At 34.0% G+C, this 21,086-nt stretch carries 23 protein-coding genes, 1 pseudogene and 2 riboswitches; of the genes and pseudogenes, 7 read left to right on the forward strand and 17 right to left on the reverse strand.

The genetic code is table 11. From position 1 onward, the window contains the following. Positions 1-134 precede the first annotated feature (134 nt). The 10 genes from H6F32_RS01780 to hemB form a co-directional block, all read right to left on the reverse strand. The gene (locus H6F32_RS01780; protein ID WP_190367617.1) at positions 135-986 is read right to left on the reverse strand and encodes an energy-coupling factor ABC transporter ATP-binding protein; all 852 of its coding nucleotides are present in this window, start codon (positions 984-986) and stop codon (positions 135-137) included. Then, complete coding sequence (gene cbiQ, locus H6F32_RS01785) at positions 967-1,773, reverse strand: cobalt ECF transporter T component CbiQ (RefSeq protein WP_190367618.1); 807 nt, start codon at positions 1,771-1,773, stop codon at positions 967-969. The genes H6F32_RS01780 and cbiQ overlap by 20 nt, the downstream gene beginning before the upstream one ends. Beyond that, positions 1,770-2,072, reverse strand: a complete 303-nt coding sequence (locus H6F32_RS01790) for an energy-coupling factor ABC transporter substrate-binding protein (RefSeq protein WP_190367619.1) — start codon at positions 2,070-2,072, stop codon at positions 1,770-1,772. The genes cbiQ and H6F32_RS01790 overlap by 4 nt, the downstream gene beginning before the upstream one ends. Beyond that, positions 2,056-2,838 carry an energy-coupling factor ABC transporter permease gene (locus H6F32_RS01795; protein WP_190367620.1) on the reverse strand — a complete coding sequence of 261 codons (783 nt, stop codon included), beginning with the start codon at positions 2,836-2,838 and terminating at the stop codon, positions 2,056-2,058. The genes H6F32_RS01790 and H6F32_RS01795 overlap by 17 nt, the downstream gene beginning before the upstream one ends. Before the next feature lie 21 nt (positions 2,839-2,859). Beyond that, positions 2,860-3,000: riboswitch (cobalamin riboswitch) on the reverse strand. A gap of 202 nt (positions 3,001-3,202) precedes the next feature. Beyond that, positions 3,203-3,925 (reverse strand): metallophosphatase, encoded by a 723-nt coding sequence (locus tag H6F32_RS01800; RefSeq protein WP_190367621.1) that lies wholly within the window; start codon positions 3,923-3,925, stop codon positions 3,203-3,205. 24 nt (positions 3,926-3,949) lie between these two features. Further along, on the reverse strand, positions 3,950-4,765 hold the full coding sequence (locus H6F32_RS01805; protein WP_190367622.1) for a metallophosphoesterase: 816 nt from the start codon (positions 4,763-4,765) through the stop codon (positions 3,950-3,952). Then, the gene (locus H6F32_RS01810) at positions 4,762-5,547 is read right to left on the reverse strand and encodes a GTP-binding protein (RefSeq protein WP_190367623.1); all 786 of its coding nucleotides are present in this window, start codon (positions 5,545-5,547) and stop codon (positions 4,762-4,764) included. The genes H6F32_RS01805 and H6F32_RS01810 overlap by 4 nt, the downstream gene beginning before the upstream one ends. 133 nt (positions 5,548-5,680) lie before the next feature. Further along, positions 5,681-6,328, reverse strand: a complete 648-nt coding sequence (folE, locus tag H6F32_RS01815) for a GTP cyclohydrolase I FolE (protein ID WP_190367624.1) — start codon at positions 6,326-6,328, stop codon at positions 5,681-5,683. A gap of 100 nt (positions 6,329-6,428) precedes the next feature. Continuing rightward, a complete protein-coding gene (locus H6F32_RS01820; RefSeq protein WP_190367625.1) occupies positions 6,429-7,430 on the reverse strand; it encodes a GTP-binding protein in 1,002 nt (333 codons plus the stop codon). Between the two features lie 174 nt (positions 7,431-7,604). Beyond that, a complete protein-coding gene (gene hemB, locus H6F32_RS01825) occupies positions 7,605-8,615 on the reverse strand; it encodes a porphobilinogen synthase (protein ID WP_190367626.1) in 1,011 nt (336 codons plus the stop codon). Between the two features lie 322 nt (positions 8,616-8,937). Between hemB and proB the strand changes: the two genes are divergently transcribed. The 4 genes from proB to H6F32_RS01845 all read left to right on the forward strand — a co-directional run bounded on the left by proB (position 8,938) and on the right by H6F32_RS01845 (position 13,305). Beyond that, a complete protein-coding gene (gene proB / locus H6F32_RS01830; RefSeq protein ID WP_190367627.1) occupies positions 8,938-10,047 on the forward strand; it encodes a glutamate 5-kinase in 1,110 nt (369 codons plus the stop codon). 287 nt (positions 10,048-10,334) lie between these two features. Continuing rightward, positions 10,335-10,518, forward strand: a riboswitch (adenosylcobalamin (AdoCbl) riboswitch). A gap of 4 nt (positions 10,519-10,522) precedes the next feature. Next, positions 10,523-11,956 (forward strand): precorrin-3B synthase, encoded by a 1,434-nt coding sequence (gene cobG / locus H6F32_RS01835; protein ID WP_242031016.1) that lies wholly within the window; start codon positions 10,523-10,525, stop codon positions 11,954-11,956. A gap of 15 nt (positions 11,957-11,971) precedes the next feature. Beyond that, positions 11,972-12,598 (forward strand): precorrin-8X methylmutase, encoded by a 627-nt coding sequence (locus tag H6F32_RS01840; RefSeq protein WP_190367628.1) that lies wholly within the window; start codon positions 11,972-11,974, stop codon positions 12,596-12,598. Then, positions 12,598-13,305, forward strand: a complete 708-nt coding sequence (locus H6F32_RS01845) for a precorrin-2 C(20)-methyltransferase (RefSeq protein ID WP_190367629.1) — start codon at positions 12,598-12,600, stop codon at positions 13,303-13,305. Before H6F32_RS01840 ends, H6F32_RS01845 begins: the two co-directional genes overlap by 1 nt. Positions 13,306-13,427: 122 nt before the next feature. Here H6F32_RS01845 and H6F32_RS01850 read toward each other — a convergent pair whose 3' ends face one another. The 7 genes and pseudogenes from H6F32_RS01850 to H6F32_RS01880 form a co-directional block, all read right to left on the reverse strand. Beyond that, positions 13,428-13,778 carry a hypothetical protein gene (locus H6F32_RS01850; protein ID WP_190367630.1) on the reverse strand — a complete coding sequence of 117 codons (351 nt, stop codon included), beginning with the start codon at positions 13,776-13,778 and terminating at the stop codon, positions 13,428-13,430. Positions 13,779-13,792: 14 nt separating this feature from the next. Next, positions 13,793-15,229, reverse strand: a complete 1,437-nt coding sequence (locus H6F32_RS01855; protein WP_199294438.1) for an EH signature domain-containing protein — start codon at positions 15,227-15,229, stop codon at positions 13,793-13,795. A 30-nt stretch (positions 15,230-15,259) separates the two neighbouring features. Beyond that, positions 15,260-15,916 carry an OmpA family protein gene (locus tag H6F32_RS01860; protein ID WP_190367631.1) on the reverse strand — a complete coding sequence of 219 codons (657 nt, stop codon included), beginning with the start codon at positions 15,914-15,916 and terminating at the stop codon, positions 15,260-15,262. Between the two features lie 71 nt (positions 15,917-15,987). After that, on the reverse strand, positions 15,988-18,036 hold the full coding sequence (locus H6F32_RS01865) for a hypothetical protein (RefSeq protein ID WP_190367632.1): 2,049 nt from the start codon (positions 18,034-18,036) through the stop codon (positions 15,988-15,990). A gap of 328 nt (positions 18,037-18,364) precedes the next feature. Then, positions 18,365-18,523: a hypothetical protein gene (locus H6F32_RS01870; protein ID WP_199294439.1), complete on the reverse strand. Its 159-nt coding sequence runs from the start codon at positions 18,521-18,523 to the stop codon at positions 18,365-18,367. Beyond that, positions 18,520-18,639, reverse strand: a complete 120-nt coding sequence (locus H6F32_RS20820) for a DUF1778 domain-containing protein (protein WP_190367649.1) — start codon at positions 18,637-18,639, stop codon at positions 18,520-18,522. The genes H6F32_RS01870 and H6F32_RS20820 overlap by 4 nt, the downstream gene beginning before the upstream one ends. Before the next feature lie 377 nt (positions 18,640-19,016). Continuing rightward, positions 19,017-19,604 (reverse strand): annotated as a pseudogene (locus tag H6F32_RS01880) (IS5 family transposase); the annotation flags it as partial. Positions 19,605-19,612: 8 nt separating this feature from the next. Here H6F32_RS01880 and H6F32_RS01885 point away from each other — a divergent pair. The 3 genes from H6F32_RS01885 to H6F32_RS01895 are packed head-to-tail and all read left to right on the forward strand — an operon-like array spanning position 19,613 to position 21,026. Next, a complete protein-coding gene (locus tag H6F32_RS01885) occupies positions 19,613-20,227 on the forward strand; it encodes a nucleotide kinase domain-containing protein (protein WP_242031017.1) in 615 nt (204 codons plus the stop codon). A gap of 43 nt (positions 20,228-20,270) precedes the next feature. Continuing rightward, entirely contained in the window at positions 20,271-20,846 is a 576-nt protein-coding gene (locus H6F32_RS01890) for a DUF1643 domain-containing protein (protein ID WP_190367634.1), read from the forward strand. Positions 20,847-20,873: 27 nt separating this feature from the next. Then, entirely contained in the window at positions 20,874-21,026 is a 153-nt protein-coding gene (locus H6F32_RS01895) for a hypothetical protein (protein ID WP_190367651.1), read from the forward strand. Positions 21,027-21,086 lie beyond the last annotated feature (60 nt).

A 21,086-nucleotide genomic window follows, 5' to 3' on the forward strand; every position in this document is an offset into this window, starting at 1 on the left:
AATAGCGCAGCGTGGCGTATACCTACGGCAGCTATGCTAAAACCATATTAATGTGTCTCGTAGCAAAATTAATAAGTTTGTCAAGGCGATTAGAAATCAAGGTTCTATTCTATAGTTCAAATTGATATAGATAATCACAGTTCATCATCATCATTTAATATTCTTTGTCTGACTTTTTCTATAATTATTTTCTCTTGGGAGGATAAACCCGAATATAACATTTTATATATTAAGGGTACACCTAGTTCTAACTCTTCCAAAACTGCACGGTGACTAAATACATTCTCAGGTGTTCCTTCTAAAATTAATTGCCCTTTATCCATGATAAATACCCAATCTGCCCAACGATATACTAAATCTAAATCGTGAGTAGCCATTAATAAAGTCTTGCCATTTTGATGAATTTTATGGAGAGTTTTCATCAAATTACGAGTATGTTTAATATCTAAATATGCCGTTGGTTCATCTAATATTAAAAGTTCAGGTTTTAGTACCATCACATCAGCAATAGAAACTCGTTTTTTCTGCCCTAAACTGAGATGATGTACTGGTTTATGGGCTAAACTAGTTAACTTAAATTCACTTAAAACCTGTGTTACTCGCTGTTTAATTTCTCCTTCTGGTAAACCTAAATTACACAAACCATAGGAAATATCTTCTTCCACTGTAGTAGCGACTAATTGTTGTTGAGGATCTTGAAATACTAAACCTACTTTTTGTCTAATTTGACTGAGATAATGCCGATTATAAATAAATGGTTTTCCACACCAACTAATAGTCCCAGAATTGGGTTTGTATAAACCATTTGCTAATAATAAAAGTGTGGTTTTACCACAGCCGTTTTGACCAATTAAGGCGCATTTTTTCCCAGTGGGAATTTTCATGGTTAAACCATTTAAAGCAGGTGGTTGTAACCTCTGTGAACCGGGATAAGTATAATATACTTGATGAAATTCAAGATTAAATTCAAGTAAAGATTCCTGCATTTTGGCAAATTTCTAATCCTATTAATAATACACAACCACTAATTGCTTCCATAGTATATCGTGGAGATGGATGATAATGCCGAGAATGGCAAAATCGTAATTCCCCTGCAAAACCTCGTGCTTGTAATCCCAGGGAAAATTGACTATATTGTTGTAAAGTTCGCTGTAATAATTGTCCTATTAATATTGCTAAACTTTTCATGCTAATATGCCAATTAAGATATCCTCCGCGAGAATTTTGTGCTATCCATAATTCATTGGCTGTGTTGAGTAAAATGAAAATAAACCGATACATTAATAATAATAAATCGGTTAATAGTGGAGGAAATTTAAACCAATGTAAAGTTTGCAATATTTCTGTGAAAGGAACAGTTAACATGAGAAAATATAAACAAGATGTAGAAGCTAATGCTCTTGTAAAAATTTCCCATGCTTGTATAGTACCATCATGACTAACATAGAGATAAAATTGTCCAAAGTTTAAACCATATAATGAATCTAATTTGACAATTTGTAAATTATCAATTGTCACCCCATTAATTATTAATGCAGGTAAACTTGTCAAACAAAAAACTATGGTAAATAACAATAAACGCCAATAAATACTACGAGGAATTTTGGCATAAGTTACTGTCCATATACCCAGCCATATTGTTATGAGAATTTGCAACAAACAATGACTAGTAAGGGAAATTATCAAGTTAGTAAATGCGAAAATTATTTTATGTTCTGGTGGCAATTTTCGCAGGTTATTCGTGTAAGCTAAAGTATCTAATTGTAGACTCATTCTTCCCGTTTTGGTTGTTGAGAACGTCCTTTATAAACACCAATTGCATAACCAACTATTCCCGCACCTAAAGCTGCTTGAGAGGCAAATAACAAACTGGCAATTTCATTACTTGCTGGTGCAAAAGGTGCTGTAAACCAAGGTTTATATTGTGGTTGAATTTCTGTAATAGCAGTTTTAGCTTGATCATCAGCACCACCAAATTTACCATGACGTACAAATATTAAAGGTGCTATTGTTAAACCTAAGACTGCTAATATTAAAAACCAGTTATTTAGGACTTTATGAGATTGATTCATTAGTTTGTTTTTTTACCTTAATTAATTGCAAAAGTTCTAACTCTTGATGATTATAAGATTGTAACCAATTCCATACTAATATTGTTAATAATCCTTCACTAATTGCTAAGGGTACTTGAGTAATGGCAAAAATTCCTGCAAATTTGGCAAATGAAGCGATTATACCGCCTACAGGTGCAGGAAACGCTAAAGCAAGTTGAATTGAAGTAATGATATAGGTAAGTAGGTTCGCTAAGGTTGTGGCTAAAAATAGGGCAATTTTTTGTTTACCCGTGAATCGCACAGTGAGATTATAGATCCAGTAAGCTGCAAATGGACCAGCGATCGCCATTGAAAAAGCATTTGCTCCCAATGTTGTCAAACCACCATGTGCTAGTAATAAAGCCTGAAATAATAAGACTAAGCTACCTAAAACTGTCATTGTCAAAGGTCCAAATAAAACTGCCCCTAGACCTGTACCAGTAGGATGAGAACAACTTCCAGTTACAGAAGGAATTTTTAAAGCCGATAACACAAAGGTAAAAGCACCGGATAAACCTAAGAGTAGTTTTAATTCTGGGTTAGCTTGGGTAATGTGAGTTAAACTACGTAATCCTAAAATAAAAAATGGCAATGCTATAACCCACCAAAAAATTGCCCACTGCACCGGTAAAAAACCTTCCATAATGTGCATTGCGTAAGCAGGTTTAGGAAAACCAACTACCAAGTAAAAACTAATAATTGCCATCAGGGTTAAACTAATGAAACCCTGTTTTTTTTTAGACATTATCTGTACCTCGCAGATTTATATAAACGTCCTTTTATCGGCGGGCATTCTGACTTACCATATTGTGGCTCACAGTTGCGGGACAGTGTTGGATTTACACCAAACTTTCCCCCTCACGTCCAATGGCTGTTTCTCATTAGAACCGATGGTAGTCACTATATCATTATTAGCAACAATTATGATCAAAATTTTCAAGTTTGTACTAGGTATAGGACTTACGCAACTGACACATTGGTAGGATGTGGTTCGACAAGCTCACCAACCACGTCAGACAGTACAAATCATGTAAATAACCAAATTGTTGATATCTGACGCACCCTACAATAGATTTTTTAGTCTGACGCTTGCGTAAGTCCTATTAATTCTATTGTGCTTGAAAACCCTTACTATTTCCATAGTACAGCGTTTTAAATTCTACTTTATTACTACTAGGATGATAAATAGTATAGGTTGCTTGACCACGAGTGCGTCCCACATTTCCTACACCAATCACTTGACGAGGTGTAATAGTCCTTGTTTGTGGGGAAAATTGATGATCAAGAGTAGTAATTTCACTTGTAATAGATCCCGCTTGTAAATGATACTGAAAAGTTAATCCAGAACGACCACAAAATAAGTTATTTGCTTGCATTCGTGACAGTCTATCTAACATTGTAATAGGGGGAGTATCGGGAGTAAGCTCATCATTTACATCCATTGTAGAACCGTGTATTAATAAGCAATCTAATTCAAAAAAACCAAAATCCAAATTTCTCAACCATTGTACAGTCTGACGAGAAACACAATCCCAAAGCATCTTAACAGTATCACCTCCATATTTTGCTAACAAATCAGGAGCATCCCCAGTTGATCCCAAACCATGCAAAATCAAACATTGTTCTTCCCACCAACCCTTACAAATCATTGGTTGTAACTCACCTCGACGGGGAGATTTTACCCTTTCTATCAATTGTTCACACTCTTTATTCGGTCCAACTAAATCACCCAAAATATATAAAGCATCTACATAACGTTGACGCTTAATATCTACCATTACAGCTTCATAAGCTGCTAAATTACCTTCAATTCCACTCAAAATAACCCACATAATTTTTAATTTTTTAATCATTAATCATCTTGTACAAACATGAGTTGGGTCATCTGCTCTTTCTGCAAATTCTAACCCCTGTGCTAAACGCCAGGCAAAGATTTTAGGTAATCCTTTTTCAATAATTGCGGCACAGGTTTTTTGATAGTCATAAGTAACTTCTCTTAATATCACTTCTTGAGTTTCATCATCATAAATTACATAAGTTGCATTAGGTCTACCATGTCTAGGTTCTCCCACAGAACCAACATTAATAATCCGCTTGATCGGAGATGTAAAACTAGTTTTGTGTGATTTTTTCGGAGTATAACTATCAACCCGCACTTCTAATTTACCAGCATCAAGAGTTCTTATATAAGGCACATGAGTATGTCCACAAAATAGGACATCTGCACCTGTATAAATTACTCTTTCTAAAGCAACAAAAGCATCCAAATCCGGTAATAAATATTCATGGTTGCTGTGAGGACTACCATGCACAAAAGCCAAATTTACCCATTGCATACTGTAGGGTAAACTTGCTAAAAATTCCCGGTTTTCTGGCTGAATTTCTTGATTAGTCCATTCATGAGCTTGAATACCTCTTTTTTCTGCTAATAATGAGGGATAACTACAATCACAAGCATTCAATCCTTCTACAATATCTTCATCCCAACAACCAGCGCAAGTAGGAATATCTAAAGAGCGAATTTGGTTAATTACCGCATTAGGATGTGGTCCATATCCCACCAAATCACCAACACAAAATATCTTTTGGGCTTTTTGCTGGTCAATATCTAATAATACAGCATCTAAGGCTTCATAATTACCATGAATACATGACATGACGGCTATTTTCATACTTGTTGAACTTCTAACAAAATTTGTTGTACTTGTTGTTGATATTGAAAAATTAAGGATTCAGATAAACAGCAATCTGATAATGTTGATTTTAAAGCTGTTTCATCCAAATTTTTACCTACTATTTCTATGCCACTAAACCGATGAGGTCTACCTTGTAAATGTCGTGGTAAGTCTAATTCTAAAAACTCTATTTCCGGAACACCGCTAACAAAATCACAGTAAAGGGAACGCCCATCATTGACATCGAAAATTGCCTTAGCGCGGGCAACAATGCCATAGGCCCCATGAGTTATTTCATACCAAAATTCCTCCAAACTATTTTCATCAATAACTTGACTTGTAGTTACTACCCGCCATAAATTTTCTACCATTATACTGGGTGCAGGTGCGCCATATATAATTTCGTTTGCCCAACTATCATATTCCGAATTTTTTAAATCATTTTTTAAATCTGGCGGAATAATTGCTATAGTGTGGTAATTTAGATGATCTAATATTTTTGATATGCTATGTAATTCTAGATAAGAACCTAATTCAACATAAACGCTATCTGCTGTGGGTATTTGATAAATAAATTCAATTTCTTGACCATCTCCAAATATTTTTAAATCAGGAAATTCAGTGGCTATTTTAGTTTGATCAATAGGACAATTTCCCGTTCCTGGACTAAAATAAATTACTTTTTCAAGAGATGGAATATCTCGAAGTTTTTGAGAAATCCAAGTAGTTTTTCCAGAGCCAAATAATCCAGCAACAACCGTAATCTTTGGTAAAGCCATATTTAATGTTGATGATGTTTTCAATAATCCTTATTCCCAAGATAGTCATGTAGAAATAATAAAGAATTTATCAGAATTTATCTCTACATGGCATAAAGTAAATTTACATTAGATTTGCATTAGGAAAAACCTTTTATTTAAAATTACCGTTGTGTTGAATTAAATTCATAAATTCTTCACGAGTCCGTGCGTCTTCAGAAAACACACCACGCATGGCGCTAGTAACAGTCCAAGAACCTGGTTTTTGTACTCCTCTCATCACCATACACATATGAGTTGCTTCAATTACCACTGCAACTCCTTGAGGTTTGAGTAAACCTTGCAGTGCATTAGCAATTTGTAAAGTCAGCCGTTCTTGCACTTGTAAACGTCGAGCATACATTTCACAAATGCGGGCAATTTTTGATAGTCCTATCACTTTACCATTAGGAATATAAGCGACATGAGCGCGACCAATGATTGGCAATATGTGGTGTTCACAGGAACTAAAAATATCAATATCCCGAACTAACACCATTTCATTTGCATCTTCTGTAAATACCGCCCCATTTAGCAATTCATCTACAGATTGATCATATCCACTGGTCAGAAACTTTAAGGCTTTGACGACTCTTTTGGGAGTATCTTTTAATCCCTCACGATCTGGATTTTCTCCTAATCCAATTAGCAAAGTGCGTACAGCTTGCATCATGTCTGCTTCTGTTACAGTTGGTTGCTGGTGGTTAGAAAAAGATAAAGTTATATCAGCAGTGGTTAGTTGTGGATGAATGGATAAAGTCATGATTTGAGTTTAATGGGATGATGAGTTATAACGGCAGTTAATAGTTGAATATTTACCCACAGCTATTGAGTAAATTTGATAATGATTTAACATTTTTGAATTATAACAAACATTTGTTAATTTTTGTGTAAATGTCATTAGTATCCAAATTTCTGCCAATAAAAACCAACTGATTTTTAGGTGAAGCATACCATTGATCAGTGTTCAAACTGTAACGATGTCCACACAGTTGAAAGATATGGCGTAAGTTGATATCGCTAAACCATAAAATGCCCTTAGCTCGAAATATATTTTCAGGCATTTGTTCGGTCAAGAAGTTCTGAAATTTATGTATATCAAATGGTTTATCACTTTGGAAAGAAATGGAAACAAAGCCATCATTTTCTAAATGTGTAGAGTGATGATGATGTTCATGTTTATGAGTATCTTCATCGTCAATGGCAATATAATGATCTTTTGGTGTTAAACTCACATCTAAAATTAGAGGTAAAGGAACTTGACCATATTGAGTATGTAAAATTCTTGCTCCATGTTTGATATCATGAATGAAATTTTCTACTTCTTGTAGTTTGTCTAGGGTAACAAGGTCTGTTTTATTGAGGAGAATAATGTCTCCATAGGTAATCTGTTTTAAAGCTGCTTCACTTTCAAAATGTTTTTCGTTAAATGCTTCAGCATCTACTACAGTTAGAATTGAATCTATGTTAGTTAAGTCTCTTAGTTCTCTGCCAACAAACGTTAAGATAATCGGTAAAGGATCGGCTACACCAGTAGTTTCAATTACTAGATAATCAATGCGTTCTTCTCTTTCTAAAACTCGATAAACAGCATCAACTAAACCATCATTAATTGTACAACATATACAGCCATTACTAAGTTCTACCATATCTTGGTCTACAGAAATTAGTAATTGACTATCAATGTTAATATCACCAAACTCATTCACAAGGACAGCGACTTTTACATCTTGTTTGTTCTGAAGAATTTGATTCAAAAGTGTTGTTTTTCCACTTCCTAAAAATCCGGTAATAATAGTCACTGGCATTCCTTGTTTGGGAATTTCAGGAATTATGTTTGTTGTGTCCACAGTTATGGTATTCATCTCAAAATCTAGTGGTTTTATGTGAGCAATGAAAGCAGGACTAATGTACTTGTGTTATGTTACACAGATCAAGGCATTCAAAAAAATGAGAATCGTTCTCATTATAACTCCAAAAAATCCTCAATAGTACAATTAGGATTAAAAAAACTCATTTTTTTGTGATAATTTAGTCAATTACTTTAACATCAGAGCCACTTCTTTAGCAAAGTAAGTCAAGATTAAGTCAGCACCAGCCCGCTTCATGCTGGTTAAGGTTTCTAAGATCACCTTTTTCTCATCAATCCAACCATGTTGAGCCGCAGCTTTAATCATTGCATATTCGCCACTAACATTATAAGCTGCGACTGGTAAGTTTGTAGCTATTTTTACTTGATATATTATGTCCAGATATGATAATGCTGGTTTAACCATAATAATATCCGCACCTTCAGCAATATCCAGTTCAATTTCTTTTAAAGCTTCTTTAGCGTTAGCTGCATCCATTTGATAGGTTTTCTTGTCCCCAAATTTAGGGGCTGAATCTAAAGCGTCCCGGAATGGACCATAATAGGCTGAGGCGTATTTTGCTGAGTATGCCAAAATACCTACATTGATATAACCTTGACCGTCTAAAGCCTGGCGGATTGCGCCGATTCTGCCATCCATCATATCAGAAGGAGCAACAAAATCGGCTCCTGCTTCCGCTTGGGATAGTGCCATTTTTACTAGCACTTCTACGGTTTGATCATTGAGAATTGTGCCATTTTCACTAACTAAACCATCATGGCCATGAGTTGTGAAGGGGTCTAATGCAACATCAGTAATAACGATGATTTCTGGAACTGCTTTTTTAATGGCTTTGACGGTTTCCTGTACTAATCCCTGTGGATTGTAGCTTTCTTTGCCCGTATTGTCTTTTTGCTCTTCGGGAATTACTGGGAAAAGTGCGATCGCATTAATACCCAATTGTGACACTTGGGCTATTTCTTGGAGGAGTAAATCTAAAGAAAAACGATAACATCCTGGCATGGAAGAAATTTCTACTTTTGTGTTTTCACCTTCCATAACAAACATAGGATAGATCAGATCATCTACAGTTAAAATTGTTTCCCGCACCATTTTCCGTAGCGTTTCAGTTCGACGGAGACGACGAGGACGTTGGAAAGGCTTTTGTGGTTTGTCAGCAGTTGAATTTGTAAGTGACATAGAAGACAATATCAGAATGATAATCATTCTCATTTTATCATTTATTTTAGTAATTTACTGTTTTGTACTGTTTTTTTGATGATGTCATCACCAATTTTTGATAAAATTGCCTTAATTTATGTAGGACTTACATAGGTGTCACACCAAAAATCTGATGTAGGGTGCGTCAGATATCAAGAATATGTTTATTTACATGATTTATGCTGTCTGACGTGGTTGGTGAGCTTGTCGAACCACACCCTACTAATGTGGCAGCGGTAGCAGACTTGATGGTTGACAAAAGTGCGATAAATCTGGGATTTTGAGAGGGATGGTATAAGCAATGGGTCAAAAAATTGTCATTAAAATTGGTACTTCAAGTCTCACGCAACCAGAAACATCCCAACTAGCCCTTTCTACTATAGCCACATTAACAGAAACTATCTGTGATTTACGTAGGGCAGGACATCAAGTAATTTTAGTTTCTTCTGGTGCGGTGGGAGTCGGTTGTGCGCGTTTAGGTTTAACTGAACGTCCTAAATCGATCGCTCTTAAACAAGCAGTAGCGGCAGTGGGACAGGGGCGGTTAATGCGGATCTATGATGATTTATTTACTACCTTAGAACAGGCGATCGCCCAAGTATTATTAACTAGGGCTGATTTAGTACAACGAAATCGCTATTTGAATGTATACAATACTTTTAAGGAATTATTGACTTTAGGAGTAATTCCCATAGTCAATGAAAATGATACAGTAGCCATAGAAGAATTAAAATTCGGTGATAATGATACATTATCAGCCTTAGTAGCCAGTTTAGTAGAAGCAGATTGGTTATTTTTATTAACAGATGTAGATAGTTTATACTCAGCCGATCCTCGAACCGTAGCTGATGCTAAACCAATTAGTATAGTTAATAGCATTGACGAATTAACAAAATTACAGATTAAAACTGGTGGACAAGGATCACAGTGGGGAACAGGAGGAATGATCACGAAAATTTCCGCTGCTAGAATAGCCATAGCCGCAGGAGTACGCACAGTCATCACTCACGGGCGTTTTCCTAGAAACATCCCTAAAATCATTGCTGGAGAACCCATAGGAACACATTTTACACCTCAACCAGAACCAACTTCAGCCCGGAAAAGATGGATCGCCTATGGTTTAATTCCAGAAGGTCAATTATATTTAGATCCAGGTGCAATTGAAGCAATTACCCAAGGGGGAAAATCGCTATTAGCAGCAGGAATAAAAAGTATTTCAGGAGAATTTGATACTCAAGAAGCGGTACAGATTTGTGATAGTAGTGGAGAGGAAATTGCTAGGGGTTTGGTAAATTATAATAGTCAAGAATTACACAAAATTTGTGGTTGTCATTCCCGTGAAATTCGTGATATTTTAGGTTATGCAGGTGCAGATACCGTAGTTCATCGAGATAACCTAGTATTAACCTAGTAGGAGTCACCGAGTCAGGAGAAAAAAGAAATTACAGCAGTTTTCGATCTTACGAGGTACAGATATTAATGATAAAATCCTTGTAGTGCAGGCATCTTACTGTGCTAATAGTATATCTCAGATAGATGAAACGTGCTGTATACATAATTATACAATCATATACTCTCTGTCACTCTGCGACTCTGCGTGAAAAAAATCATATTAAGGCAGATAACACTTGCTGGCAAGATGCCTGCACCACTTTACAAAAATTAAGATAGCTGAGAATATTATTTGTAGATAATTATGCTAGAATAATTCATCTCTTATATTTGGGAAACTTCGGTGAAATTCCGAGACTGTGCCGCAACTGTAATGGCATTTTTGGATGATTCAAGATCACAAAGATCAGATAAACATTGCCTAAGTCAGAACGCCAAAAAGAGAACTTAATCATATTCTGTCTCTGCGTCGCACAGAGGAGGAGAAAGTTCCATTGTTAGTTACACCTTGTCCTGGTTTATATTATTCTACAATTGCCCAAGATGGTATTATTTATCGGTTACGTATACCGGGAGGAATAATTAACCATCAACAATTATTAACTATTGCTGATATAGCTGATAATTATGGTCAAAAATATATAAATATTACCAATCGTGCTAATATTCAAATTCGAGAAGTTCACCAAGAAATAGATTTGCCTACTTTGGCAAAGTTGCAACAATTAGGATTAGGATCTATTAATTATCAAATAGATCATATTCGCAATATTATGACTAGTCCTATTGCCGGAATTGACAGTGAAGAAATTATTAATACTCTTCCTTTTGTTGAAGGATGGGATAATTATATTACTGAAAATTCTCATTTAGGTGAATTATCAGCTAAGTTTAGTATTTGCTTTGATGGTAAAGGTGCAATTTCCCTAATTAATCAACTTAATGATATTACTTTATTGGCAGAAATCATTAATGATCAAATTTACTTTCGACTGTATTTAAGTTATGGAGAAAAAAGACAACCTCCACAGGATACGGGAATTTTATTTCCTGTGGAAAAATATCTGCAAGTTTTAGGAGTTTTAGCTAATACCTATTTAGAAAATATTGATATTACTCAACAACGTAAAACCAGGTTAAGAGAGGTTATCAATAATATTGGTTTAGGAGAATATCTCAAATCTTTGAATTTTTTACAACCGTATCCACTGCAAATTGCAAGTTCTGAAAATCTCACTTTCAGACAACAAAAACATTTAGGCATTCATCCTCAAAAACAACCAGGGTTATATTATCTTGGTGTTGTTTTACCATTAGGAAAGTTAGAAACTTGGCAACTTCGTGGTTTAATTAATGTTAGTCAAGAGTATGATCATCATCTGACAAATAATTTTAGATTAACACCTTGGCAAAATTTATTAATCACAGATATTCCTGGGGATAAAATTAGGGAATTTAATACAGAAATTACTAATTTAGGTTTAACTACTAACCCCAAAAATATTAAAAGTCATTTAGTTGCTTGTGCGGGAAGAAAAGGATGTAATTCAGCACATACAGAGGCGAACATAGATGCTTTGATGTTAGCTGAATATCTGGAGAATAAGACTAACTTAACCATAGATTTTCCGATTAATATTCATTTTAGCGGTTGCAGCAAATCTTGCGCTCAACACACAGAAGGTGATATTACTCTGATTGGTGTAACACTAGCAGAGTCAGAAGAAACTACTGTAAATGAACCCAGTTATCAAATTTATATTTGTGGGAGATTGTTGTATGAATGTGTTTCTTGTTATAAGATTCCTTACTTAATGACCAAAATGTTAGAGGTTTATCAAAATCAACGTTTTAGTTATGATGAATCATTTAGAGAATTTACTCTCCGTTATACTACTGACCAATTAAACCAATTACTAGTAAATTAATCATTTGAGAACCTTATGTTTGAATACATTCGTGATGCTGACGAAATATATCGTCATTCTTTTGAGATCATCAGATCAGAAACTAATTTAGACCACATTCCTCCAGACATTGCTAAAGTGGTTGTACGTATGATTCACGCTTGCGGTATGACGGATATTGTTAAGGATGTACAATTTTCCAACGATGCGGCAGAATCAGGTAAGAAGGCTTTAATTGCTGGTGCACCTATTTTATGTGATTGTCGCATGGTCATGGAAGGAATTACCAGAAAAAGACTACCCAGCAGAAATAAGGTTATTTGCACCTTGGGAGATTTTGAAATTCCCCAACTGGCCAAAAGACTGAGAACTACAAGATCCGCCGCAGCGTTAGAATTATGGCGGTTTCATTTAGAAGGGGCAATAGTGGTCATTGGTAACGCACCTACAGCATTATTTCACCTTTTGGAGATGTTGGAGGAAGAGATTCCTCGCCCTGCTTTAATTTTAGGTTTTCCTGTGGGTTTTGTGGGGGCTGCGGAGTCTAAATTGGCTTTAGCGGAAGATAGTCGAGGTGTGCCATATATTACATTGCATGGTAGAAGGGGTGGAAGTGCGATCGCTGCTGCTGCTATTAACGCCCTAGCAAGTGAGGAAGAATAATGAATCACTCTGGAGGTCGTTTATACGGTATTGGTGTGGGTCCTGGAGATCCTGAACTTCTGACGTTAAAAGCCTTGCGATTAATACGTTCTGCCCCTGTGCTGGCCTATCAATCAGCTACGGATAAGGAAAGTATTGCCCGTAAGATAGTATCTCAGTATCTTCCCGGTGATCAAATAGAGGTGTTATATCACCTTCCTCGCGCCTTAGAACCGGAAAAGGCGACATCTGTCTATAATAAGGAAACAGAAGCCATAGAGGTCCATTTAGCCGCTGGTCGTGATGTGGTGGTGTTGTGTGAGGGTGATCCGTTTTTCTACGGTTCTTTTATGTATTTATTTACACGCTTATCTCACCAATATGATACGGAAGTTGTGCCTGGGGTATCTTCTTTAATGGCTTGTCCAGTAGCGTTAGGTATACCATTTACATACTATAATGATATTTTAACGGTTTTACCTGCGACGTTGCCTAAAGAGGTGTTAGCAAGTAAGTTGTTATCTACTGATGCAGCGGCAATTATGAAGATTGGCCGTCATTTTAGCAAGGTACGGGATCTTTTGCATGAGTTAGGGTTAATTGATAGGGCTAAATATATTGAACGTGCTACTACTACACAACAGCGTATTTTAGCATTAGATGAGGTTGATCCTGATGCTGTACCTTATTTTTCGATGATTATTATTCCGACTCAGCAGAGGTTATAATGATTGTAAATATTAACACAATCAGCAATGTCTGAATCAGGATATCCAGGATTTAAGGATTTTCAGGATATTATTGATAAATTGATGGTTTGATTTTGTATTTTAGATGGAACTTGATGTTTTTATATCACATCGTTTTCAAGTTTAGCAATTTCTTCCTGAGAAAGTAATTTTTTTGCAACTCTTACAGGTAGATGTTCAGCATTATTGCGATTATTAATAGGAGTTACTAAACGCAGACTATATACTTCTTCCCCTGCTGTTTCTGAACTTTCTTGATCTATGATTAAATAAACTTGATCTGGATAACTCTGTAATAATCTTACCTGTAAACATCCTTTTAAATCTCTTGCACTTTGGGATAAAGGACTATCATCTCCAAATAATTCTACAGCAGCTTTCCAAGCATGATTTAAAGCAACAATTTCATTAACTAATCTTTCTATTGATGGGTTTTTAAAAATATCTTTCATGGTGATTTATAGGGTTATAATACTGATTGTTTGGCTTCTAATTCTAATTGATTAATTATCTGTTTCCATTTTCTTACTTGATTTTCACGTTCATTTAATTTTTGATAGTCAGGTTGTGGTAAACCCAAGTTAACATTATATTTACCATATTTTATCGGTAATCCAATAAAAGATAGAGTTCCTGTATTTGGTAAAATTGTATATTTAGTTCTTAATAATTTTTCACAAGACCATTGCCAACCAAGAACATGATCATGTGCTTCACCTCCTAATTTTCTAATCTTTTTGACTGATAATGGTTGAGAACCAAATAAAATACTTTCTATATCATTATTTTGAGGAAAAATTCTAGTTTCGCTTCCTCTACCTCTAAAAAACTCTACAATTAAACCTTGATTTCCTAAATCAAAAATACATATTTCTGTATTATCACTACCATCTGGTAGTAGTTTTTGAACATCTTGATCTACTCTCAAATCATGATTAATAATTTGATAAGATTGCATAGGTAGTAAAATCTTTATTCTCATAAAACTATTACTATAATTAGCCCAAAAACCTTGACGTTTGGTTAATTGATTTTCCTCTTTCTGTGTGATACCAATTCGCTTAATAATTAAATCTACTAAATTAGAAAAGTCTTGATAATTAACTGCACCGATCCAAATTCTTAACTTTTGTCTAGCTTGACTGGATAATTTTGATTGTTTACTAGAATTATTATAGTTATTTTTGAACCAATTAACCAACTCAGGAAAATTACCAACTATTGATGTAGAAAGATGATTTAAGAGATACTCTACTGAAGTAACTTCAGTTGTTTCTTCCATTTCATCAAAACAACGTAATAACCAATTGACTTTATCCAAAGTAATTGGATGTAGAACTTTAGCAAAATAAGGTGATATTTCCAAAACATAATCTTTAAAAATAGGAATATTTGGTAATACATTATTTATTTTCTTTAATAATTCATTGCGAGTTAAATTTTGTTCACAGGTAATTTTTACCAATTCTGTTTTTGTTTGATCTGTTCCTAAAGTAACCAAAATTTTAATAACTAGATTATTCTGTACAGAAATTGAGTTACTCCAGGTGTAAAAACTATTAACTAAATCGGATATTATCACATTTTTTTGACCATTTAAAAACCAAGCTAAACGACGAACTAAGGTAAAATATAACCATTCGTTATTTAACGATATATGCCACATTTTTAAAGCTAATTGTTTTCTATCTAATTCTGGCAATTTCTCCCAAACTTGATCATTATCAATACACCATATCCATTCTATTAAACTAATTTCTTCAATTCTATTTTGATCAATTTTTTCTTTGAATGCTAATATAGATAGAGTAATATTACTTGGTTTCTGTTTTGCTGCAAGGTCAATTAATCTATGGGGTTGATGGTCTGGTGGAATAATTTCCTGGAGATTTTGATTAATCATAATTTTCTTTTTTTTAGTCTATTTTTTAGCCTATTTTTTTGGTGTGTTTAAATTACCTAAGTCTTGTCCTTTAAATTGAATACGAAATACTACTTTTCTATCTGTTGGTAAATCTCCTGTTTTAGCATCATTTTCACCTCTTCCTACTACCATAATTTTTCTTTCTAACTGTGATTTATGAGTTTTATTAGAAAATGGCATTTGATATAATGTATATTTAGCAACTTGCCACGCTCTCATTAAACTTAATTCCATGTTAATATTAGAGTCACCATCAGCGCTAGTATGACCTTCAATAATCACTCTTTCAACTTGATCTTTAACTTTGGGAGTTTCAAAAATTACTTTGCTATAAATGGGGATTAATTTTTGTAATGTTTTTTCACCTTGAGGATTTAATTTAGAACTATTAGTATCAAATAATATGCTATCTCTCAAGCTAATATCTCCGGTATTAGGGTCAACTTTCACTTGAATGTTATTAGCTTTTAATTCTCTTTGTAACTCATCTATGAATGTTACTTTAATATATTTTTGGGCTTCATTTAGTTGAATTAAAGCAGTAATAAAAAGCAAAGCGAAAAACATTAATAAACCTGACATTAAATCACCAATAGAAAGATAAGTTGCGGAACTTTCTTCATCTTGATCATCATGATTTTTGTTGAAATTGACATCATTAAACATTTGATAATTTACCTGTTGATATTAATTTTTTGGTAATTTGTTTTTAGGAAAATAAGTTATTAATTCAACTATTAATTCAACCGACGATCATTTTCAATTTTAACTAAAAGGTTAGCAGTTTCTAATAAACCACTACATACTTTTGCAATTGAACTATCAGCTTCATTAAAAAATTTAGTTTGCCATTGTGTGGAAACATTCATATAGTTATTAAGATGATTTTCCCAACTATGAAGCAAAAGATTAAACTCTTGAGTTGCTGTACCAATATTTCGAGACAATTCTTGTAATTGGGTTAATCTTTCTCCTGAGTTTAAACCCATTGCTGCTGCTAATTGTTGTATTTCTCTCACCCTTGTTTGCATAGTATTAGTTACCTTATCAATTTCATTCATACCTCTAGTGACTTCATTAATAGTATTAGTTAAATCATTCATTAATGATTGTCTCCGTTGGGTTTCTTCTGCGAAAGCATCACGTAAATTATCAACAACTTCTTGTAAAGCATTTCTTTGAGTTCCTAATGTACCTTCTAATAATTGATTTTGTTCATTAAAAAATTGAGTTAAACTATTTTGATATTCAATTCTAAATGTTTGTAATTCCTCTTGTACAGTGACACGGGTATTTTGTAAAGTATCATCAATATTAGTTAATGTTTGTTCTAAGTTTTCCTTAGCATTATTCATTAATTGTGATGCTTCTTTACCTACAGTTTCTAATGTTTGTGTTTGAGTTGTGAAGTTCTCATTGGCTTGATTTAATATTTGTAAAAATCGGGAATAAACTACTTGTAATATCTCTTTTTGCTGTTCAGACTGACTTGTTAAAGATTGTTCTAAATCTTCTCGAATACCTCTAAATGTATTTGCTGCTTGTGCTGCACTTTCTTTAAATGCTTCCCGTTGAGATTCCATACCTGTAATACTTGTTTCCACTGCTTTGGTAATAGAAACTCCAGTTTCTTGTAAAACGTTGGTGGTGTCTCTTTGGAAATTATATAAGGTAGATTGTAAGCTATTAGCAAAATTATTTAATTCTCCTAATGTCTCTTGTTGAAACTGTTGAATGGTCACAATTGAATTAGCTAATTTTTCGGAAATTCCTCCTAATTCATTATTTAATTTAGTTACTGCTGCGGATGCTTGTTGAGTTAAAGTTGCACTTTGATCTAGTCTATCTACTAATGGAATAATTAATTGATTTTTCATTTCAATAATTAAGTTTTCCAGTACAGTTCTTTGAACTGTGCTAATTTCAGTTAATGTTTTTTGGGAATCAGAAATATTATTAAATACAGGAGTTAATCTAGTTTCAATTGTTCTATCTAATTGCAAACTAACTGCATTTCCTACTTCTGTACCAATAATTCTAGCATCAAGATTTTGAGCTACTTTTTCTAATGCTTGGGATGCTCTTAAATTAGCGTTAAAATCAAAGTTTTTAAAACTTGCAGCTATTTCTTTTAAACTATTGACTGCATCATCACTGCTATCTTTTTTAGTAACAGTAATTCTGTGTAAACTTCTGCTAACTTTATCATGTTGTGACTGCCTAATTGAGTCTGTAATAAAGAGACATATAGTAAATAAACTGCCAGATCCTAATCCCATCAAAGATGTAGAAAATGCAGTTTTCATCCCTTCTAATAAACCCGCTACTCCTGATAGTAAAGCTTGTGTATTATTCAGATTATTTAAGGGAATAGTTCCTATACCTGCTTGAATACCATAAAATGTTCCTAACACACCAATAGCTGTACATAATGTACCAACAAATCGTAAGTTACTGCGAGTAGAATGAGTTAATATTTCTGGATATTGTTTGAGTATATATTTGTTATTGGTTATAATGGGTTCATCATTTTCTGTTTCTAAATGTTCATCAATCCATTCATCTAAATATTTCTTTTGATTCTTGATTTTTCCTGCTATTCTTTCCTTATTTCTGAGAAGTTCAGATAACTTTTCAACAGCTTTCTTATCTATATTTGATTGTCTCCAATAGTTTGTAACTGTATATATTTCATAACTTACTGCTACACCAAGAACTATAACTGTTGTCCAATGAAATAGATCATTATCCCAAATAATATCCCAAACCTGAGAAATTGCATTCATAATGTTTGATAACCTTTATTTTGAATGACAAAAAAATGAGCATATTTTGGGTAATATTTCATTAAACAAATCACTTTGTAAAATGTCTAATTACCCAAATATTTATAAATATACCAAATATGAAAATCTAAGATAATAACTCACTTTGATACATTTTTTGAACCTAGTTTCAATCAATTATATTTATTTTACCACTATCACTACCAATACCAACAGTAATTATACTAGTATTTTCTTACATTGATTAATACATTATAAATATGTATAAACACTCACAATATATAAGTAAGCTAATGTATAATAACCAGCAATATGTTGTTTTTCCAAATCATATTAAAACAAATACTGCTGTCAAAAATCGTCGTACATCTTGTTTAGCTTGCTTTTTTAAATAATAGTCCAGTGCTTCTATTCCACAGGAAAAATCATCTCGGTTGTGTTGAGATGAAATAGGTTCAATAATGTAATTAAAGTTAGGAATAGTCATTTTAATCCTATTGCTTTTTTATACTCCGCCGCAGCTTTCATCATCCTTTCATTAGGTGCTGGAGGATGTAGTAGTGATTCTACAAAAGATTGAGAATCTTCTAAACTTAATTTGATTTGATTATGTTCTCAACTGTAGCTCTTTTTAACCAATCAATCTGTCCTTACGATTAAAGCATAAAACCTGCCGTATTGATATTTGGTTATGATTGGAATAAATGTTTGATATCATTTATTTTCATTAGGTTATTAATATTTAGTGCGATCGCACGTCTAAAAATATCTAAATAGCTTAATCCTAAACAATACCTAATTATGTAACAAACTGTATTAAATTTTCAAATTGTAGGTTATTGTAACCTGAGTTACATCAATAGGTATGTAATTAGGTTTAATAGAAGATAAATTTGTACCTTTCCTAATAAATCCTCACATCATAGATATTCAGGATTTTATTGATAGATTTATGGTAACATCTCTAAGAGGATGTTTTAAAAGTCAGAGCTTAAACGGCGACACCAATTAAGCCAGCCAAAAGTACGCTCCACAACCCAACGCTTAGGTAAATGGACAAAACCCTTTTTCTCCAAAGGTCTGAGAACAATTGTGACAATCCACCGAAACATATCCATTACCCAACGCATAAATTCATCCCCTCGGTATCCTCCATCCATCCAAATAGTATTTAATCGTTTAACCTGATTCCCTGTATTATGAACTCGATGGAGAACTTTTTTGGCTCCTTCCCGTTCTGGAAGACTCGCAGACGTTACCAAGACACGCAAAACCAGCCCTAACATATCTACACTTATATGCCGTTTGCGCCCATGTATCTTTTTACCTGCATCATAACCTACATCTTGGGAAATCATTGTTGCTGTTTCCACTGATTGACTATCAACTGCGGCTTCTGATGGACTAGGTTCCCGTCCCGCTGCGACCCTAACCCACTGGTAAAGTTTGTCGTGAATCTTTAACCATGTACCATCTTGACTCCATCGCCAAAAATAACCATAAACTGTTTGCCAAAGGGGGAAATCTCCTGGCAATCCTCGCCATGTACATCCCTGGCATAATACATACAAAGTTTATGGCTTACCAATTAGCAACAGATATTAATTATAGTGAAGTTATCAACTTTGATGATAACAGTTTTACTATAGCAGGACCAGGTGCAGAACGGGGTATTGATAAATGTTTTATTGATACTAAAGGAAAAAGTTATGCTGATATCATTTATTGGATGACAGAAAATCAAGAAAATCAATTTCAACGTTTGGGTTTAAATTTTAAATCTCTCTGGGGTCGTCCACTCAAAGCTATAGACTGTCAAAATCTTTTTTGTGAAACTGATAAATACTGTCGAGCCGCTTTTCCTGATTTAAAAAGTAATCGCAAAAAGATCAAAGCCAAATTCACAGCAACTCCTCAACCAATTGATTATTTTTATCCACCTAAATGGTGTATTAATGATAAAGTTCAAGAAACTTTAGCACAGAGATTACCACCATTAGAAATTCCTAATTTGCAGGATAATGGTCAGCAATTATCTTTAGAGTTAGATTCTTTAGTAAAAACTACATCTGAAATTCCGAATTGTATATCAAAACAACATAACAAAAATGGGCAAAAAACTCCGATAAAAAAATCAAGCCTTTTTCAAAATCCAGATACAGAAAAATCTCAACAGTTGTGTCTGTTTTGATATCTTATACTATTTATAAATCAACAGTAATTCAGGGTAAAACATGAATAAGAAAAGAAAACCAGGATATGCTAAGTTCGACTATAAAGATCCAAAAAAGAGAAAATATCGCTATTTACTACGGCGTATATGGGATGAAAATTTGCCGCAAGTTACCTTTGTAATGCTTAACCCAAGTACGGCTGGTGCAGGGGAAGAGGAAAATGATCCCACTATCAAGAAATGTATTGACTTGGCTAGGTCATGGAATTATGGTTCTCTTGAAGTAGTTAATTTATTCGCTTATATTGCAACAGAACCCAAAGAACTCAATGAAGCACTTAAAAAAGGAGATGACATTGTGGGACACAAAAATAACCTTTATATTCTATCAGCCACAAAACGTGCTGATTCAATTATTGTAGCGTGGGGAGCGGGGCTTGATAATTCCAGTGCGAAGAAATATCGTGTGGAAGAAGTGCTAAATCTCATTTCTTGTAAAACACTTTATTATCTTGTTGATAGTAAAGGTAATGGTGATGATTTAACAAAAAATGGACATCCACGCCACCCGCTACAACGTGATCGATCTCTTGACGAAAGAAAGATTTTTATTAAAAACGGGGCTTCCAAAAAATAAATTATCAAATATTTAAGGAATTGCATTATGAATTTTGCTGAATATCAAACAGAAGCACTGAATACCGATCAGATTCCTGCTGTTGAAGGTAGTGAATTAATCATACCCTATCTAACCCACATTCCGCACCCTCAACTGTCACAGATCAAAAAAGCCATTGAAGTAGTACATAATAACTAAAGGTCACTCAAAAATTAAGAGGCTTAATGAGAATAAATAGCATTAAAAATGAGAGGAAAC

Source organism: Anabaena sp. FACHB-1237 (genome assembly GCF_014696225.1).
GTDB lineage: Bacteria > Cyanobacteriota > Cyanobacteriia > Cyanobacteriales > Nostocaceae > FACHB-1237.

What these genes read in the sequence shown, in the direction of transcription:
- H6F32_RS01780 (WP_190367617.1), bottom strand. Translation starts at nt 986, where the DNA reads ATGCAGGAATCTTTACTTGAATTTAATCTTGAATTTCATCAAGTATAT.
- cbiQ (WP_190367618.1), bottom strand. Translation starts at nt 1,773, where the DNA reads ATGAGTCTACAATTAGATACTTTAGCTTACACGAATAACCTGCGAAAA.
- H6F32_RS01790 (WP_190367619.1), bottom strand. Translation starts at nt 2,072, where the DNA reads ATGAATCAATCTCATAAAGTCCTAAATAACTGGTTTTTAATATTAGCA.
- H6F32_RS01795 (WP_190367620.1), bottom strand. Translation starts at nt 2,838, where the DNA reads ATGTCTAAAAAAAAACAGGGTTTCATTAGTTTAACCCTGATGGCAATT.
- H6F32_RS01800 (WP_190367621.1), bottom strand. Translation starts at nt 3,925, where the DNA reads ATGTGGGTTATTTTGAGTGGAATTGAAGGTAATTTAGCAGCTTATGAA.
- H6F32_RS01805 (WP_190367622.1), bottom strand. Translation starts at nt 4,765, where the DNA reads ATGAAAATAGCCGTCATGTCATGTATTCATGGTAATTATGAAGCCTTA.
- H6F32_RS01810 (WP_190367623.1), bottom strand. Translation starts at nt 5,547, where the DNA reads ATGGCTTTACCAAAGATTACGGTTGTTGCTGGATTATTTGGCTCTGGA.
- folE (WP_190367624.1), bottom strand. Translation starts at nt 6,328, where the DNA reads ATGACTTTATCCATTCATCCACAACTAACCACTGCTGATATAACTTTA.
- H6F32_RS01820 (WP_190367625.1), bottom strand. Translation starts at nt 7,430, where the DNA reads ATGAATACCATAACTGTGGACACAACAAACATAATTCCTGAAATTCCC.
- hemB (WP_190367626.1), bottom strand. Translation starts at nt 8,615, where the DNA reads ATGTCACTTACAAATTCAACTGCTGACAAACCACAAAAGCCTTTCCAA.
- proB (WP_190367627.1), top strand. Translation starts at nt 8,938, where the DNA reads ATGGGTCAAAAAATTGTCATTAAAATTGGTACTTCAAGTCTCACGCAA.
- H6F32_RS01840 (WP_190367628.1), top strand. Translation starts at nt 11,972, where the DNA reads ATGTTTGAATACATTCGTGATGCTGACGAAATATATCGTCATTCTTTT.
- H6F32_RS01845 (WP_190367629.1), top strand. Translation starts at nt 12,598, where the DNA reads ATGAATCACTCTGGAGGTCGTTTATACGGTATTGGTGTGGGTCCTGGA.
- H6F32_RS01850 (WP_190367630.1), bottom strand. Translation starts at nt 13,778, where the DNA reads ATGAAAGATATTTTTAAAAACCCATCAATAGAAAGATTAGTTAATGAA.
- H6F32_RS01855 (WP_199294438.1), bottom strand. Translation starts at nt 15,229, where the DNA reads ATGATTAATCAAAATCTCCAGGAAATTATTCCACCAGACCATCAACCC.
- H6F32_RS01860 (WP_190367631.1), bottom strand. Translation starts at nt 15,916, where the DNA reads ATGTTTAATGATGTCAATTTCAACAAAAATCATGATGATCAAGATGAA.
- H6F32_RS01865 (WP_190367632.1), bottom strand. Translation starts at nt 18,036, where the DNA reads ATGAATGCAATTTCTCAGGTTTGGGATATTATTTGGGATAATGATCTA.
- H6F32_RS01870 (WP_199294439.1), bottom strand. Translation starts at nt 18,523, where the DNA reads ATGACTATTCCTAACTTTAATTACATTATTGAACCTATTTCATCTCAA.
- H6F32_RS01885 (WP_242031017.1), top strand. Translation starts at nt 19,613, where the DNA reads ATGGCTTACCAATTAGCAACAGATATTAATTATAGTGAAGTTATCAAC.
- H6F32_RS01890 (WP_190367634.1), top strand. Translation starts at nt 20,271, where the DNA reads ATGAATAAGAAAAGAAAACCAGGATATGCTAAGTTCGACTATAAAGAT.
- H6F32_RS01895 (WP_190367651.1), top strand. Translation starts at nt 20,874, where the DNA reads ATGAATTTTGCTGAATATCAAACAGAAGCACTGAATACCGATCAGATT.